This window comes from Lyngbya sp. PCC 8106 (assembly GCF_000169095.1).
Classification (GTDB): Bacteria; Cyanobacteriota; Cyanobacteriia; order Cyanobacteriales; family Microcoleaceae; genus Capilliphycus.
This window is the reverse complement of sequence record NZ_AAVU01000054.1, coordinates 25,362-41,412: the sequence shown is the minus strand read 5'-3', so window position 1 is coordinate 41,412 and position 16,051 is coordinate 25,362. Positions and strand designations below refer to the sequence as shown.

At 41.1% G+C, this 16,051-nt stretch carries 15 protein-coding genes; 9 read left to right on the top strand and 6 right to left on the bottom strand.

Features of this window, described 5'->3' with window-relative positions; translation table 11 throughout:
* Positions 1-336 precede the first annotated feature (336 nt).
* The 6 genes from L8106_RS25670 to L8106_RS25645 form a co-directional block, all read right to left on the bottom strand.
* Entirely contained in the window at positions 337-1,179 is an 843-nt protein-coding gene (locus L8106_RS25670) for an MBL fold metallo-hydrolase (protein WP_050779182.1), read from the bottom strand.
* A gap of 44 nt (positions 1,180-1,223) precedes the next feature.
* Positions 1,224-1,820 carry an aminodeoxychorismate/anthranilate synthase component II gene (locus L8106_RS25665; RefSeq protein ID WP_009787443.1) on the bottom strand — a complete coding sequence of 199 codons (597 nt, stop codon included), beginning with the start codon at positions 1,818-1,820 and terminating at the stop codon, positions 1,224-1,226.
* A 2-nt stretch (positions 1,821-1,822) separates the two neighbouring features.
* The gene (locus L8106_RS25660; protein WP_009787442.1) at positions 1,823-2,344 is read right to left on the bottom strand and encodes a diacylglycerol kinase family protein; all 522 of its coding nucleotides are present in this window, start codon (positions 2,342-2,344) and stop codon (positions 1,823-1,825) included.
* Between the two features lie 270 nt (positions 2,345-2,614).
* The gene (ybeY, locus tag L8106_RS25655; protein WP_009787441.1) at positions 2,615-3,205 is read right to left on the bottom strand and encodes an rRNA maturation RNase YbeY; all 591 of its coding nucleotides are present in this window, start codon (positions 3,203-3,205) and stop codon (positions 2,615-2,617) included.
* Between the two features lie 154 nt (positions 3,206-3,359).
* A complete protein-coding gene (locus L8106_RS25650) occupies positions 3,360-3,566 on the bottom strand; it encodes a DUF3285 domain-containing protein (RefSeq protein ID WP_009787440.1) in 207 nt (68 codons plus the stop codon).
* 130 nt (positions 3,567-3,696) lie between these two features.
* On the bottom strand, positions 3,697-4,197 hold the full coding sequence (locus tag L8106_RS25645; protein ID WP_039897264.1) for a thylakoid membrane photosystem I accumulation factor: 501 nt from the start codon (positions 4,195-4,197) through the stop codon (positions 3,697-3,699).
* Positions 4,198-4,529: 332 nt separating this feature from the next.
* Here L8106_RS25645 and L8106_RS25640 point away from each other — a divergent pair, with 332 nt between their 5' ends.
* From L8106_RS25640 to L8106_RS32620, 9 genes are all read left to right on the top strand, one after another.
* Entirely contained in the window at positions 4,530-7,151 is a 2,622-nt protein-coding gene (locus tag L8106_RS25640; protein WP_009787438.1) for a hypothetical protein, read from the top strand.
* A 339-nt stretch (positions 7,152-7,490) separates the two neighbouring features.
* Positions 7,491-8,579 (top strand): hypothetical protein, encoded by a 1,089-nt coding sequence (locus L8106_RS33240; RefSeq protein WP_009787437.1) that lies wholly within the window; start codon positions 7,491-7,493, stop codon positions 8,577-8,579.
* A gap of 262 nt (positions 8,580-8,841) precedes the next feature.
* A complete protein-coding gene (locus L8106_RS25630; RefSeq protein WP_009787436.1) occupies positions 8,842-10,329 on the top strand; it encodes a hypothetical protein in 1,488 nt (495 codons plus the stop codon).
* Positions 10,330-10,900: 571 nt separating this feature from the next.
* A complete protein-coding gene (apcA, locus tag L8106_RS25620; RefSeq protein ID WP_009787434.1) occupies positions 10,901-11,386 on the top strand; it encodes an allophycocyanin subunit alpha in 486 nt (161 codons plus the stop codon).
* A gap of 87 nt (positions 11,387-11,473) precedes the next feature.
* Positions 11,474-11,959: an allophycocyanin subunit beta gene (gene apcB / locus L8106_RS25615; protein ID WP_009787433.1), complete on the top strand. Its 486-nt coding sequence runs from the start codon at positions 11,474-11,476 to the stop codon at positions 11,957-11,959.
* Positions 11,960-12,208: 249 nt separating this feature from the next.
* Positions 12,209-12,412, top strand: a complete 204-nt coding sequence (locus tag L8106_RS25610) for a phycobilisome linker polypeptide (protein ID WP_009787432.1) — start codon at positions 12,209-12,211, stop codon at positions 12,410-12,412.
* Between the two features lie 143 nt (positions 12,413-12,555).
* Positions 12,556-14,808, top strand: a complete 2,253-nt coding sequence (locus L8106_RS25605; protein WP_039897252.1) for a hypothetical protein — start codon at positions 12,556-12,558, stop codon at positions 14,806-14,808.
* Between the two features lie 354 nt (positions 14,809-15,162).
* Positions 15,163-15,579, top strand: coding sequence for an Hsp20/alpha crystallin family protein (locus L8106_RS25600; RefSeq protein WP_009787430.1), 417 nt, complete (start codon positions 15,163-15,165; stop codon positions 15,577-15,579).
* Between the two features lie 271 nt (positions 15,580-15,850).
* Positions 15,851-16,015, top strand: a complete 165-nt coding sequence (locus L8106_RS32620) for a hypothetical protein (RefSeq protein ID WP_156803829.1) — start codon at positions 15,851-15,853, stop codon at positions 16,013-16,015.
* Positions 16,016-16,051 lie beyond the last annotated feature (36 nt).

Sequence of the window (16,051 nt, the reverse complement as noted above, 5' to 3'; positions counted from 1 at the left end):
GAGAGTGCTTGCAGCGATGACACCCATCAAAGCAACAGTCTTGAATCCCTTGAAACGATGGAAAATAGTCATAATAACTCCGCTTTTTTTGTAAAGATTTGTCACAGCGATATTTAAGATTGTTCACAAAATATCAACAAATGTCAAGCTAATTCACACAAATTTTTTCTAACTCTATCTTTTGAGAGAGTCAAGAATAAATCAAAATTTTACTTTAGACTTTGTTGGCGATTAATTGGTTCAAATAAATTTAATCAAAAGGGATAAATTCTCTCTCCAGAAAGAACCCTCTCTCAATTTGCATCTATTTTTCGTTTTTTTTGGTAATGATTGGGCTTAAAGTTGAGTCTCAGGGGTGTTAGGTTCTGTGACTGAATTTACCGTTGAACCGTTACCAAACTGATAACTCAAGACCTCAATCACCGAACCGTCTGAGGGCAAATTTCCCGGCTGAAAAGTAACTGTATCGCTCGCCACTCTCTGCACAGGAGTTTCCCCCATCACTTCGATAAAATTCTCTAACGGCACCAGATCACAAGTTGCCGGATCAGCCGCTAAAGTTTTGTAGTGCATGGGAATCACCACTTTAGGATTGAGGGTTTTAATAATTTGTTTAGCTTCTTCCGGAGTGTAGGACTTCGGGCCACCTCCAACGGGAACAAACATCACATCTGGACGACCAATGAGAATCCGTTCCTCAATATCAATTGGCCCGGCGAGTCCACCGAGATGCAGAATTTTGATTCCGCCTTGTTTCCACATCCACGCCACATTAGTCCCGAACCTGCGTCCTTGTTGGCGATCTTTAATCGTCCGAATTCCTTGAATTTGAGAGCCGTTAAACTGATAAACTCCAGGTTCGTAGAGTAACGCCGGATTTCCTGAAAACCCATCAATAGACCCTTCATCGAGTAAGCGACTACTGATCAAAACCAAGTCAGTATTCAGCTTCGGGTCACGATACCCCGCAGTACAGCCAATTTGACGGAAGGGGTTGATCAAAACTCGTAAACCGCCACCCGTGAATAAATAACAAGTATGACCCAGCCAGCGTACAGTTAAGCCACTATTAGAATTGGGGGTTTGAGCAATCACCGATCGCGATCGCGATATCCCCAGAGTTGTAACACTAGCTAATGCACCAGTTTGCAGCAGACGGATAAATTTTCGCCGTTTCATAGAAAGCGAGGATGAAAAATCAAGGACAAACAGAAAGCAATGAGCTAAACTTCCGACAGAGATCGCAGGAAGTTTTTGAGAAGCTGTTTACCACTGGTGGTTAAAATGCTCTCTGGATGAAACTGGACGCCTTGCAGATGAGGATAGTTCCGATGTCGGACAGCCATAATCGTACCATCGTCTATCCAAGCCGTAATCTCCAAAACCTCCGGGCAAGTTTGACGGTCAATCACTAAACTATGATAGCGAGTCGCGCTCAAAGGATTTTCTAAACCTTGAAAAACCCCCTGTCCGGTGTGATGAACTGTAGAAGTTTTACCGTGCATCAGTTCCGGTGCAGAGACGATTTTCCCTCCAAACACCTGACCTAGACTTTGATGACCTAAACACACGCCCAGAATGGGTAATTTGGGGCCTAAGCGTTCGATGAGTTCCAGGGAAATCCCTGCATTTTCCGGACGACCTGGCCCCGGAGAAATAACCACACCCTGGGGTTGAATTTGGTTAATTTGATCAACGCTTATTTGATCGTTGCGGACAACGCGAACCTCAGAAGCAACCGGGAACTCTGCACCCAGTTCACCTAAATACTGAACGATGTTGTAGGTGAAACTGTCATAATTATCAATCACAATAATCAAGACTATACTCCTACTGTCACTAGCCCCAGTTGCACCAAGAGCGGAGGAATCAGCAACATCATCGCCACTAACAACGCTGCGATCGCAAAGATTAACACCGCTCCTGCGGCACAGTCTTTGGCAATTTTTGCGAGTTCGTGGTAGGACTGACCAACGGTTAAATCAACAACAGATTCAATCGCTGTATTTAACAGTTCCATCGCCATCACGGCTGCAATTGTTAAACCAATCACCGCTAATTTTACCGAAGACAGGTGCAAAAAAAAGCCCAAGCCGATCGCGAGGGTACCGATGACGGTATGAATGCGAAAATTGCGTTGAGTTTTGTAGGCGTAGGTAATGCCTGTCCAAGCGTATTGAAAACTCACCAACAGATTAGAAGCAACCGTCCAAGAGGAACTAGAGCGACTATGGCTCGAACTCAGGGGAGGTTCAGGAGCCGTATTCATCTTTGCGGAACGATGTTGAGAAACCGAAAGCAATCGGGCTTGGAGCGGTGCTACGGAAGGTTCATTTAGATTCATTAGGCATATATCCTTCACTGGGTACTGTTGAGATATTCAAATAAATTTTGCTATCGATGTTTGAAGAAATTTAACACGTTGCCAGAAATTTAACACGGATCTTGATCGGTTTTTACGGATTGAGAGCCGATGCTCTGTTTCCATGTCGAGTCAGAAGTTATCGTTAGTGAAATTTTCATCTTAAGTACACTACTCAAAATATACTCCTCTCTAACACAGTCTTCAGACGTTTCTTCCTTGATCTACAACGGGAGTCCGTGAATATTCTACTCAATTGACATTTTCGATAGCAGTCTTATGCACTTCTAAACCGACTGATTGCAGCATGATCACCTGCTGATCAAGCATTTGGATCAGTGTCCTGTCATCCGGATGATCCCAACCCAAAAGATGCAAGAATCCATGAGCCGCCAGCCATCCTAGTTCAATCTTCAAAGAATGTCCCTGTTGTTGGGCTTGTCGGGCCGCCGTTTCTACAGAAATCACCAAATCACCCAGATCAAGAGATTGAGATGCCTTCATCTCCGAGGCGGGAAGTTTAGGAAAACCCACCTCTAATGTAGCAAAGGCTAAAACATCTGTCGGTACATCTAGGGAACGATATTGAGCATTGAGTTGTTGAATTTCCGTATTATCCGTCAGACGTAGATTTAACTCGTAACTTCTAACTTGCGGAATATTCGGATTCAGGATAGAAAACCATTGAGTGAACCATTGTTCCCAGGTTTGAGGGGAAATGGGACAGGAGAGATTTTCCACAGATCCATCGACGGGCGGTTTCTGTTGTTTTGGGGCGGTTTCTGACTCCTCACTCAACCAGAAACAGTCTTGAACATTAACTTCTAGTGAAACTTGACTCATGGATTCGCGCACCGATGCTCGCTGATTCTGTCGCAATTATAAGGAATCAGGGGGGGAAATTGTGGAAAAAATTGATCAAATTAACATTCTAAATTTGTTGCTCAATTTTCCTCAATTGATGCTTTCCCCTGACCTCATTCCGGATCACATCTCGTTATCGGGTGATATAAGATACACCGACTAAAAAACCCAACAGCGTGATTGCTGTTAACGAAAAGTGAAATAAAGACTTACCGCCTTTTCTCACCATATTTCGCATTGCCAGTTTGACATAACTCGGTTGCGGTTCGGTTTTTTTGGGAGTCTCAACAGCATCAGGGGTTTGAGTCGGGGTAGAAGAAGGAGTTGGTGTAGAACTCATATCAAAATTGATGATTATTTTAGCGAAGGGTTGATCAAGACATCTGATTAGGATACTAACAAAGTTAACGGTTTTATCTTTACATTTGCTAGTTCCTGTTTCCGAAAATACCGAACACTGGAATTAAAAATTACTTCTCGATTTCCACTAATTCAGTATTAATCTCGTTGATCGGTTTCCGTTTAAGTTCTACCGACTGGGAACGCGGAAGTAAATCAAATACTTTGCGAAACTGATCGTCAACTTTCTCATAGGCGACTAAACCCACTTCATCTAAAACGATTTTACCGGATTGATCGATTAAAACCGTTTGAGGGACAAAACCTCGATAGTAGTGGGCGGGATCGCTCGGATCTTCTGGGGTTTCGGGGGGAATTGCATCTACATTCACCGGAATAAAATCCGCCGCTCTCCCGTAAAATTCTTGAAGCTGCGAAACAGTGGTCGAAAATTGTTTACAGTCACGGCTATCATCAAGAAAAAAGACGAGTAACGCAGGTTTTGAACGTTTGAAAGATTCCGCTAGAGTCACTCGGGGCGGAACTAAAGAACCATTTCCCCCATACAAGGCGAAAATATTCCCATCAAAGCGATCATCGTCGATATTCGCCCACGCAGGGGAAACCGCCATCAGAAGCCCCAGACTCAGGGTTAGACAGAGGATAGTCAGGCGAGTCAAAAAAGTTCGCCCCAGACGGCTTAGAAGCGGTTTGAACATTCGAGAAACAGGTTTGAAAACAATCATCAATTCGTTGATAGCCAGTAAAGAATCGTGGGCTTATACTATTGTTAGATTTTCTTTGATGATTGTAAAGGCGCGATCGCATCTGATCCGCCTGGGTTCGCTGGGTTGTTCTCTGGGGAGTGAGTTTCTAGTTTGAGTCAATTTTTTGACTGCATCTTTTCAACAGCAGTTCGGGTTGGAGAACTGTTTGAACCTTAACTTCATTTGGACTCAATTTTATGAACACTGCAACGGTTTTACACCTCAAAGGTGAATTTGAAAGTTTGTTGGACTCAATGAACACGTTCTGTGAAAAGCCCCATGCTGTTGAACCGCAGACTATCGAACAAGTTAAAGGATTTTACAGTAAACTTCTCTGGATTAATAGTCCTCTTAAAAATGAACAAAAAAATCATCAAGCCTTTGGTGAACTAGATAAACAGGGGTTGATAGCCAATGAATCCGAGCAAAATACCTGGTATCAAAATCGATCAAAGCTTGAGAAAATGACGGCTCGAATGATCGAACAAAGTTCTGTTTTGATACTGCTTTGTCAAATTCTTCAGTCCAATCCTTCTCAAAAAACCTTTGATTTTGTTCTGCAATTGCTTCGCGAGATTGTTTCGTTTATCTGGGCTGAAAAAACCTGTAATTTTGTTCTGCAATTGCTTCGCGAGATTGTTTCGTTTATCCAGAAAGAACTTGCAAGTTTGGAAAACCAAGATAGTCATTTCAACGACTCGATTGAAGATTTTGGGCGTTTGCAAGCCGCTCTAAACACATTTGTCAGTCAAGCCGATCAAGTTAAAGGAGAACAAGCGATAAAATTAATTGATGAACTCAAATTAAAAGTTGAGCATTATCAGTTATTCACTCAAGAAAAATTGGAAAAAGTTCTTCCGCAAGAAGCCGAGGTTAAACCCCAAAAACAATTAGAATCAAAACACCAGCAAGCTGAAGATATTCAACAGCAAATCAGCGACTTAAAACGCCAACATCAAGAACAACTTCAAAACCGAGAAGCCGAACTTTCAGTTAAATATAAAGAACAAATTCGCCAACGAGAAGCCGAACTTTCACTTCAACATCAAGAACAACTTGAAAAATCTGAAAGTCAATTAAAACATCAACATCAAGAACAACTTAAACGGCGAGAAACTGAACTTTTAGCCCAAATTAACCAACTGCAAAAACAAATAACTGAGGTACAGCGTCAACACCAAGATAAAACTCGTCAAGGAGAAGCGGAATCTACACTTAAAATAAACGAACTTCAACAACATATCACCAAATTAAGAACTCAGGAAGCCGAAAAAATAAAGCAAACAGAAGCCGAACTTTCACTTCAACATCAACAACAACTTACCAATTATGAAAGTCAGTTAAAACTCAAACATCAAGAACAACTTAAACGCCAAGAAGCCGAACTTAAAAGTCAATATCAACAACAACTTCAGCAACGAGAAACTGAACTTTTAACTCAAAATCAACAACTGCAAAAACAAATCAGTGAATTAAAACTTCAACATCAACAACAACTTCAACAACGAGAAGCCGAACTTAAAAGTCAATATCAAGAACAACTTCAGCAACGAGAAACTGAACTTTTAGCCCAAATTAACCAACTGCAAAAACAAATAACCCAATTAAAAAGTCAAAATCAACAACAACTTCAGCAACAAGAAACTGAACTTTTAACTCAAAATCAACAACTGCAAAAACAAATCAGTGAGTTAAAACATCAACATCAACAACAACTTCAAAAACAAGAGGAGAATACACTAAAAATTAACCAACTTCAACAACATATCACCAAATTAAGAACTCAGGAAGCCGAAAAAATAAAGCAAACAGAAGCCGAACTTTCACTTCAACATCAACAACAACTTACCAATTATGAAAGTCAGTTAAAACTCAAACATCAAGAACAACTTAAACGCCAAGAAGCCGAACTTAAAAGTCAATATCAACAACAACTTCAACAACGAGAAGCCGAACTTGAAAATCTATACCAAGAACAACTTAAAAATTATGAAAGTCAATTAAAACTCCAACATCAACAACAACTTCAACAACGAGAAGCCGAACTTGAAAATCTATACCAAGAACAACTTCAACAGAGAGAGGCTGAATTTGCACATCAAGAACCAGTTAAAGCACAAATCAATGAATTAGAAAGTCTTCCAAACCCACAAGAAACAAAAGCTGATATTGATATTCAGGAAAATTCAGAAGAAAAACCCAAACTGAAGTCAAGTTATAAATTACCGATTTTGTTAATAGTGCTGATTCCTTTACTAGCTACTATTGGCTTTGTGACTCGAAATCAATTTAAAGAACAACAACCAGATAGTCTTGCTATTTCCAGTGAAGTCAATGTACAAGACAACTTAAAATCAGCTCAAATCTTAGCAGAAGAAGCCAGTGAGATGATCAAAAATCCACCCCATCCCCTCACAGTTTGGCAAACTTCACAAGATAAATGGCGAAAATCGATTCAATTATTAGAAGCGGTTTATGATGATACAGCCAATTCCGAAGAAATTGAAAAGCGACTCGAAATTTATCGAACAGACTACAATTCAGTCACTCAAAAAATCGCCCAAGAACAAAAAGCAGTTAACAATTTAGAAGCGTCTCAACAATTGGCATTAGAAGCATCCGTAATGGTGCAAAATCCGCCCTATCCTCTCAATACTTGGGAAAACGCAGAGGAGAAATGGCAAAAAGCAGTTAATCTTTTAGAAAGTATACCAGAAGATGCTTTTATGGCATCAGAAGCCCGACAAAAATTAGAGCTTTATCAAACTAATTTGGAAATGATTCGCCAACGGGTTCAAAGGGAATCTCAGAACCAATAAATCATTGATGATCTGCGGGTTAGATTAAATTCGGTGAAACCCAACTATTATTTTTTAACGTTGGGTTTCGTCTCTTAGAAGGAATTTGAACATTCCAACATCCAGTTTGAAAACAATTATCAATTCGTTGATAGCCAGTAAAGAATCGTGGGGTTATACTATTGTTAGATTTTCTTTGATGATTGTAAAGGCGCGATCGCATTTTATCCGCCTGGGTTCGCTGGGTTGTTCTCTCGGTTTAAGTTTCAAGTTTAAGTCAATTTTTTGACTGCATCTTTTCAACAGCAGTTCGGGTTGGAGAACTGTGCGTGATTATTAACCTCATTTGGACTAAATCTTATGAACACTGCAACGGTTTTACACCTCAAAGGTGAATTTGAAAGTTTGTTGGACTCGATGAACACGTTCTGCGAAAAGCCCCATGCTATGGAACCGCAGACTATCGAGCAAATTAAAGCATTTTATAGTAAACTTCTCTGGATTAATACTCCTCTTAAAAATGAACAAAAAAATCATCAAGCCTTTGGTGAATTGGATAAAATGGAGTTGATGTTTGCCAATGAATCAGAGCAAAATGCTTGGTATCAAAATCGAGAAAAGCTTGAGAAAGTGACAGATCGAATGATTGAACAAAGTTCGCTTTTGATATTGCTTTGCCAAATTCTTCAGTCCAATCCTTCTCAAAAAAACTTTGATTTTGTTCTGCAATTGCTTCGCGAGATTGTTTCGTTTATCTGGGCTGAAAAAACCTTTAATTTTGTTTTGCAATTGCTTCGCGAGATTGTTTCGTTTATCCAGAAAGAACTTGCAAGTTTGGAAAACCAAGATAGTCATTTAAACTACTCGATTGAAGATTTTGGGCGTTTGCAAGCCGCTCTAAACACATTTGTCAGTCAAGCCGATCAAGTTCAAGGAGAACAGGCGGTAAAATTATTAATTGATGAACTCAAATCAAAGGTTGAGCATTATCAGTTATTCACTCAAGAAAAATTGGAAAAAGTTAGCCGGGAAGAAGTCGAGGTTAAACTTCAAGAAGAATTGGAATTGCAACGCCAGCAAGTCGAAGAACTTCAACAGCAAATCAGCGACTTAAAACGCCAACATCAAGAGCAACTTCAGCAGCGAGAAGCCGAACTTTCACTTAAATATCAAGAACAGCTTGAAAAATCTGAAAGTCAATTAAAACGTCAATATCAAGAACAACTTCAGCAGCGAGAAGCCGAACTTCAAAGTCAATATCAAGAGCAACTTCAGCAGCGAGAAGCCGAACTTCAAAGTCAATATCAAGAGCAACTTCAGCAACGAGAAGCCGAACTTCAAAGTCAATATCAAGATCAGCTTAAACGGCGAGAATCTCAACTAAAACTGGAAGAAAAAGAACGGATTCAAAAACAAATCAACGAGTTAGAAAGCCAAATCCAGGAATAAGAAATAAAAACAGAATATCTCAACCCATAAATGATCGGTAGGTTGGGTTTCACTTTGTTCAACCCAAGAATTGTTTTTAAATGTTGGATTGAGGTACAAAACCCAACCTACAGAATTTATTTTTAAGGGAGATAAAGGAATTGAAGGAAGTAAAAGCTAACCGACACAGAGTTTAAAATTTTCTAACATTTTGGCTAAATAATTGATTCTATGGCAAACTAAAGTATTACCGTTCGCTCTAAAGGTTAGATGAGGTGCAGCGATGAATACAGACGTACTGCGATCGCTTAAACGAGAATTTCAGATTGTAGTTGAACAGATGAAAATTGTCTTCTGTCCCCAGGATGGTATTCAGCAACGCGCCTATGATATTCTACAATTCACAGTTCCCTTAAAAAATCTTCAGAGTCGTTTGGAAACCGAAAAACAAAATCATGCAAACTTTGGAGATTTGGATAAATTAGAAATTCTCTGGGCGGATGAACAAACTAAACAAAAGTGGTATCAAAAACGAGAACAACAAGAAGAACTTTTAGAACGATTACTGATCCATAATAATCTACTGTTGTGTTTTGGTGATTTTATTCGATACAATTCCTACAAAGAGACTTTAAATCCAAGTTCGCTTTTACATCATTTACTCGAATTTATTGCAATTGATATTCGTCGTTATGCTTATTTTCCCTATTTAACCATCACTTACGAAGGAATAGAAACCTTAATATCTGAAATCAAGCAGTTTGTCAATGCACTCAGAAAACAGCTCCCCACAGAGAATCTTAAACGAAAACACAAACGACTGTATAGCATTCTTTTAGACTTGGAAGAATATCAGTCTATTATTCACCCCCAAGCCGAATTATTTGCCCAAGAAAAAGCCGAATTTGAACGTCAAAAACAACAGTGGTATCAACAACAAGAAGAACTGAAACGTCAACAAGAAGCTTGGTTAGAAGAGCAAAAAGCCGAACTTCGCCAACAGCAAGCCCGGTTAGAAGAACAAAAAATAGCACTGCAACGACAACAGCCAACATTACTACAGCCAAATATTGAATCTTTTTCCCCGGTAAAATCCGACGCAGTAATTGACAAAAAACCTGCTAAAAATCGTCAGCGTTTGGGTTGGAGTCCCCTGCTGTTATTAGCCGTTGTGATTGGGATTTTAGGCGGGGTTCAGTTTCTCCCTAAAGCCTCAGTAAACTCTCGAAAACAAATTAGTGCAATGGCTGAAAATCAACCGTTAGAACTGCGATTAAAATCCGCTCAAGCGTTAGCAATGAAAGCCAGTGAAGCGGTAGAAAATCCACCTTTACCGTTAACAGCTTGGAGAGAAGCGCAAGGAAAATGGGAAGATGCAATCACAGTCTTACAAGAAATGCCGACTCGTCAAGTGCAATCAGAACCCGTTCAAAAACAACTAGCAATTTATCAAGAAGATTATCGCTGGGCTAGTCAAAAATTAATTCAAGAACAAACTGCGATCGCCAATTTTAATAGTGCCAAAAAATCAGCATTAGAAGCCTCAGTTCTGGTCAAAAATCCACCTGATTCTTTAGAAGTTTGGCAACAAGCCGAAAAAAAATGGCAAACCGCAATTAACTTACTCGAAACCATCCCCAATGATACTTTTATTGCGCCTCAAGTTCAAGAGAAATTAACCCTTTATCGACTCAATTCTCAAGAGATAGAAAAACGGATTCTGATGCAAAAGCAAGCCGATCAACAACGCCAGAATAACACCCAAAGCTAAATTCATTCCCCCAACCTCCCAACTCCCAACTCCCAACCTCCCAACCTCCCAACCTCCCAACTTCCCAACCTCCCAACTTCCCAACCTCCCAACCTCCCAACCTCCCAACCTCCCAACTTCCCAACCTCCCAACTTCCCAACTCCCAACCTCCCAACCTCCCAAACTCCCAACCTCCCAAATCCCCTGAGAATGAGAGGTTATGTAAAAAAATATTACGATACCCCTAATAATGTGAGCCTGATGCCTCAAAATACATCCGGTAGGTAGTGAAAAATTATCGGGCGATTGTCCCGGTTAACTACCTGACTAGAGATTGGATCGTTAGGCAGACAATGTAACTTTATGTTGCGGCTCTCAGAGATTAGCAACGGGCTTCAAAAGCTGCTAAGACGGGACAAATCAGCAAAGTTAAGTGTCAAACAGCGAATGCTAGTCCTCTTGACAGGACAGCACTTAACAGGGTTTCATTCGGGTTAACCCCCAAAATGATTAGCTCCGACAACAGATCAACCATCTGCACCAGTCGAGGGTAAAATCATGAACACGTTAGCTAAAACTCTTTGGTAAAAAATGAGTATCGTCACTAAATCCATCGTAAATGCAGATGCTGAGGCTCGTTATCTCAGCCCTGGTGAGTTAGATCGAATCAAATCATTTGTCACTACAGGTGAGCGTCGGGTTCGCATTGCAGAAACCATGACCTCCGCTCGTGAACGTATCATCAAAGAAGCTGGAAACCAACTGTTCCAGAAGCGTCCTGATGTTGTTTCTCCTGGTGGTAACGCTTACGGTGAAGAAATGACCGCAACTTGCTTGCGTGATTTAGACTACTACCTCCGTCTGATCACCTACGGAATCGTAGCAGGCGACGTTACCCCGATTGAAGAAATTGGTATCGTTGGCGTCCGTGAAATGTACAAGTCTCTCGGTACTCCCATTGAAGCCGTTGCAGAAGGAATTCGCGCAATGAAAGGCGTTGCTACTTCCTTGCTGTCTGGTGAAGACGCATCTGAAGCCGCATCATACTTCGACTATGTTGTCGGTGCAATGCAGTAACGTCATCGGATCAACCTTGATCTTTGTGACCCAACCCTTAAGAATCTCAGATTCAGCAGCAACACTTAAGAAATATTAGAGTCAATCATGCAAGACGCAATTACTTCCGTAATCAACTCCTCTGACGTTCAAGGTAAGTACCTCGATTCCAGCGCTCTCGATAAGCTCAAAGCTTATTTTGCAACTGGCGAACTGCGTGTTCGGGCTGCAAGCACAATTAGTGCTAACGCTGCTTCCATCGTTAAAGAAGCAGTTGCTAAGTCTCTGTTGTATTCTGATGTTACCCGTCCCGGCGGAAATATGTACACCACTCGTCGTTATGCAGCCTGCATCCGCGACTTGGACTACTACCTCCGTTATTCCACCTACGCCATGTTAGCGGGTGATGTTTCCATCTTGGATGAGCGTGTACTCAATGGTTTAAAAGAAACTTACAACTCTCTGGGTGTACCCATTGGTTCAACAGTACAAGCTATTCAAGCTATGAAAGAAGTCACAGCCGGTTTAGTCGGTGCTGATGCGGGTAAAGAAATGGGTGTCTATTTCGACTACATCTGCTCTGGCTTAAGCTAGAACTCTTTAAAAGACGAACCTGTTCAACAGGGATTGAGAATCTAGACGTGATTCTTTCCGTTGTTGTGTATTGCTTATCGTCTCAGAAGCAAGGCTTGGGAAGTCAGTCGTGAGTTCTAGAACGCTAAAGGCTTGTCTGTTGTAGAATGATGAGTTTTCGTGAGCTAGTATTGACCCCTGACTCCCAGCCTTCGATCGTTTTAAAAAGACTGTAAAGACTAGGACTTTTATTTTAGGAGAATCCTTGCCATGCGAATGTTTAAAGTGACCGCTTGTGTTCCGAGCCAAACTCGAATTCGGACTCAGCGGGAATTACAAAATACATACTTTACCAAATTAGTTCCTTACGATAACTGGTTCCGTGAACAGCAACGAATTATGAAAATGGGCGGGAAAATCGTTAAGGTTGAGTTAGCCACAGGTAAGCCTGGAATGAATACAGGTTTGATGTAATGGTGTTCCCACGCCACAACCCTCTGTGGGTTTGGCGAGGGATGAGTGATCGATTAGCTTTTGATCTTTGAGGGAAAACCTAAACGTTTCAATTCTAATTTTTTTTTGATCTCTTTTGGGGTTGCTCTCGTCAGCTATTATAAATGGGTGTAGCAGAACTAGGGCGGGAGATGCAGATGAAAAATTGGGAATTTCTGCTTCAAAAAGAAGGAGATACCACTTGGCTACCTTTAGAAACTCCAGATGTGGAAATTCTAGAAGGACGTTATCGAGTTGTAGCTCGTTCTAGCTATCCGAACGCTAAAATCGAAATTCGGATTGTTCATCATGCTTTGGAGGAGACTCCCCCTGTTCGGCGTGTACAAACTCGCAACACAAACACCTCTGCTGAAGGATTAATGGTTGTGATTCCCTACACTCGACTCAAACCGGGAATTTGGGAACTGTCCTGTTCACCTCATCGGCCAGCGGCTCTTGTCAATTTGTCTTCTGATAACGGCGTTAAACTGCGGGTTCTCTCCAATGACTCTGAACCGTTAGAACACCTTCCCACTTTTGATGATGATCTCTCCTCAGACTCAGATGAAGCGGTTTTAGATGAAAATGATTACGAAGACGACAGCCAGACAACCGTAACCGCAAAATCCATCGTTGAGATTGTTGACGAACGTAACACCACCCCAGAAACACAACCCCCAGAAACACAACCGGAATACACCTCAATAGAGTCTATCGACGACACCGACTCGACTCCAAACTTTGAGCGTGAACCCTCCGACGAGTCATCCGACACAGACTTTGCGATCGCCGCCGAGCCATCCCCAGAGCCTTCAGAAGCCGTTTTACTAGAGTCTGATGATCCTCTCTGTGTTGAAGTAGATGATATCCAACTCACCCTTGAACAAGATTCTTTTGTCGCTAAATTAGGACAAGCGTTATTAATTTCAGGACGGGTTGAAGCCGCAACATCTTCAGAACCGTTGAATCCTGAACCGACCCAATATTCTATCGATCAGCCTCATGTAGAAGTTTATCTACGTGATCCCCACAACTCCAATATTTTATTACAAGTTCAACAAGCAATTCCCCAATCGATTCTCCCGATCTCTTTTGCTTGTTTGATTTATATTCCCTTTGAATGTCAAACTCGTCTGATCTTAGGAGAAGTGGTGATTTCCAGTCACGGAGATCAACTGACTCGCCATTCCTTTAGCGTCGCCACTCAAGTTGAACATCTTCTCCAAGCTTTAGAAACCGATTTTAGTTCTCCAGCAGAGATAGACGAAACAACGGATGAACCGGACGAAGTTGAACTCGAAAACCGCTTACATCTGATTGATCCAAACGCCAGTCCCGAACCCGAACCGTCAGTATCCAAACCCAATTCTCGCCGTCCCACTGTTCCCGTTGTTCCCGCAAACTCTCAAACCTCCATTGATGAAACAACGTCCTCATCCTCCCTCGAACTCCCGAGTTTTGGTTATTTTCTCTCTGGGAATAGCGAACAGTCGGTTGACTCGACAGCTTCCTCCTCAGAAAAGACTCCAACGACTTCTCCAGAGACTGCGGATGCAGAAATTCTCACCCCCACTGATGAAACATCCCCAGAAATCATTTCCTCAGAAACAGACGACGAGGAGAGTGAAGAAGTTCAGTTAGTCCCCGTTTCACCCATTGATCCGGCTTTTCAAGCGTTGAGGTTAGAAAATCGTTTTTGGTCGCGGTTAAATTCTTTAGCTCACGATCAAGATTTGTCTCAGTGGATGAAGCAAGCCAAACCGACTCCTTTACCCGACACTTCTTTTGTTCAAACTCGCCCGGATGAATCTCCAAAACCGAGTGTTTCTTCCCCCTCTGCTGAGGCTGAACCGTTATTTCCTTCCTTTGATGATGATTTAGAGTCTCAAGAAATTGTGGTAGATGATGAGTCATTGGAGACTCCGCCATCCTCTGTTGCTTCCCGACCCCCTTTGCGAGTGTTAGATTCTCGTCAGAGTCAATCCTCGATGTCTGAATCTTTCAGCGCCATATCAGAAGATGAACCGATTCCTGCTCCGATGTTAGAAGTGATCAATCCCGAAATTATAGCAGGTCGAACGGTAAAAGTTCGGGTACGGATGAGCGAGAATTTACCGCGAATTTATGTCAAAATATGGGTGTATGATCGCCAGTCTCGCAGTATTGTAGACGGGCCACGCTGGTTAACCGAGTTTTCACCCAACGGTTTAGACCAGATTGAAACCACAGTGAACTTAGAGATTGCTTACGGCAGTTTAGAGGTTCAATTTGAGGCGATCGCAGTTGAGATGCAGACTCAACGAGAAAGTCATAAAGTCATCGTCGAACGTTCTGTTGTTCCTCCGGCAGCTCCTACTTTGCCTTTAGATGAGGAATGAGTGCAGAAAAGACATTTAAAATTCCCGATCTAGATTAACTTTAATTCTTCTTTTTTTTAGGGAATTTTTTCTTATAAAATAGCCGGATTGTTTTCAGTTTTTTGAGTCAAAGGGTAGGTCTTTAATCAGACTGAACCGTTCTCATTTGACTTGAGAAAAAGTTGTTAATCATATCGGTTTACGTGCATTTTAATGTGCGGGTTTTAACCTATTTTTCAACAACGTTGGTTTAATGTCTTTCTCCTGAAGTTTGAACTAATCTTAGCTTGAGATCAGACTCTGATTGAAATGAATTGCAGATCACAAATCTCACTTTGAAGTTAACATTGATTTTTTTGAGGAGTTTTAACCCACATGGTACTGACACACTATCAATCCTTTCAAGAGCTAGAAAATATTGATCGCCAGGTTGATCAAGTTTTTAATGAACCTGAACTTTTGGGGAATACTAATTTTCAAGTTCCGGTGATTAAAATGCAGGAAAAAGAAGAGATCATTGTGATTAAAGTGATTTTACCGACTTTAGAGGAAAACAGTTTAGAAATGCAAGTAACCGCAGAATCAATCGTGCTTTCGGGGAAATTGTATGATCTTCCAAAAACCCAAAAAATGCCGTCTCAGACTGTTGTAAAAAATTCCCAAAAGTTTCGGAAAATAATCGCCCTTCCGCAACCGATTCGGAGTGCAGGTATAAAATCAGACTACTTCAACGGTATTTTAACCTTGCTTTTACCCAAAGTTGTTGAATCTCCAGCTTATTGTGAATCCTAAGTTGGATTGTGTAGCCGTTGAATTGAGTGAAGTTAAACATTAATAAACTTCAAAAATCTTCAAAATCTTCTCAGAGGTTATTATCTTTAAAAACCTGAATAATTATTTCTGATCCCGTCTACCCACTGGACGGGATTTTTTAGTGAAGTTATGTATATTTGCAATCATCATTAATCCTAAATACTGAATTGATAAACCACTTGATTATTTTAACCGGATCTCGAACAAATTGTCTGTATTAGAGAATGGACATACTTAGACGGACAGACTCATGCGGTTCTACACTTTCATCCTGTTATTCAGCCTTTTGTCAATCGCTTATGCTGATGCAATAAAAGGTGTCCAAGCTGCTTCCTCATTATTGATTGCTCAAGATAGCAGTGAAATTAACTGTACTACTAATTGTCCTGATCCTCATCGCGGAAGTGGACGTTAATCTGGAACGGAGTCAAAAAGTAGTCAAAAGAAGTTG

Bases quoted from the DNA above. Each gene is read 5' to 3' on its own strand.
- apcA (WP_009787434.1), top strand. From the start codon at position 10,901: ATGAGTATCGTCACTAAATCCATCGTAAATGCAGATGCTGAGGCTCGT.
- L8106_RS25670 (WP_050779182.1), bottom strand. From the start codon at position 1,179: ATGAAACGGCGAAAATTTATCCGTCTGCTGCAAACTGGTGCATTAGCT.
- L8106_RS25630 (WP_009787436.1), top strand. From the start codon at position 8,842: ATGAATACAGACGTACTGCGATCGCTTAAACGAGAATTTCAGATTGTA.
- L8106_RS25640 (WP_009787438.1), top strand. From the start codon at position 4,530: ATGAACACTGCAACGGTTTTACACCTCAAAGGTGAATTTGAAAGTTTG.
- apcB (WP_009787433.1), top strand. From the start codon at position 11,474: ATGCAAGACGCAATTACTTCCGTAATCAACTCCTCTGACGTTCAAGGT.
- ybeY (WP_009787441.1), bottom strand. From the start codon at position 3,205: ATGAGTCAAGTTTCACTAGAAGTTAATGTTCAAGACTGTTTCTGGTTG.
- L8106_RS25600 (WP_009787430.1), top strand. From the start codon at position 15,163: ATGGTACTGACACACTATCAATCCTTTCAAGAGCTAGAAAATATTGAT.
- L8106_RS33240 (WP_009787437.1), top strand. From the start codon at position 7,491: ATGAACACTGCAACGGTTTTACACCTCAAAGGTGAATTTGAAAGTTTG.
- L8106_RS25610 (WP_009787432.1), top strand. From the start codon at position 12,209: ATGCGAATGTTTAAAGTGACCGCTTGTGTTCCGAGCCAAACTCGAATT.
- L8106_RS25650 (WP_009787440.1), bottom strand. From the start codon at position 3,566: ATGAGTTCTACACCAACTCCTTCTTCTACCCCGACTCAAACCCCTGAT.
- L8106_RS25605 (WP_039897252.1), top strand. From the start codon at position 12,556: ATGGGTGTAGCAGAACTAGGGCGGGAGATGCAGATGAAAAATTGGGAA.
- L8106_RS25645 (WP_039897264.1), bottom strand. From the start codon at position 4,197: ATGGCGGTTTCCCCTGCGTGGGCGAATATCGACGATGATCGCTTTGAT.
- L8106_RS32620 (WP_156803829.1), top strand. From the start codon at position 15,851: ATGCGGTTCTACACTTTCATCCTGTTATTCAGCCTTTTGTCAATCGCT.
- L8106_RS25660 (WP_009787442.1), bottom strand. From the start codon at position 2,344: ATGAATCTAAATGAACCTTCCGTAGCACCGCTCCAAGCCCGATTGCTT.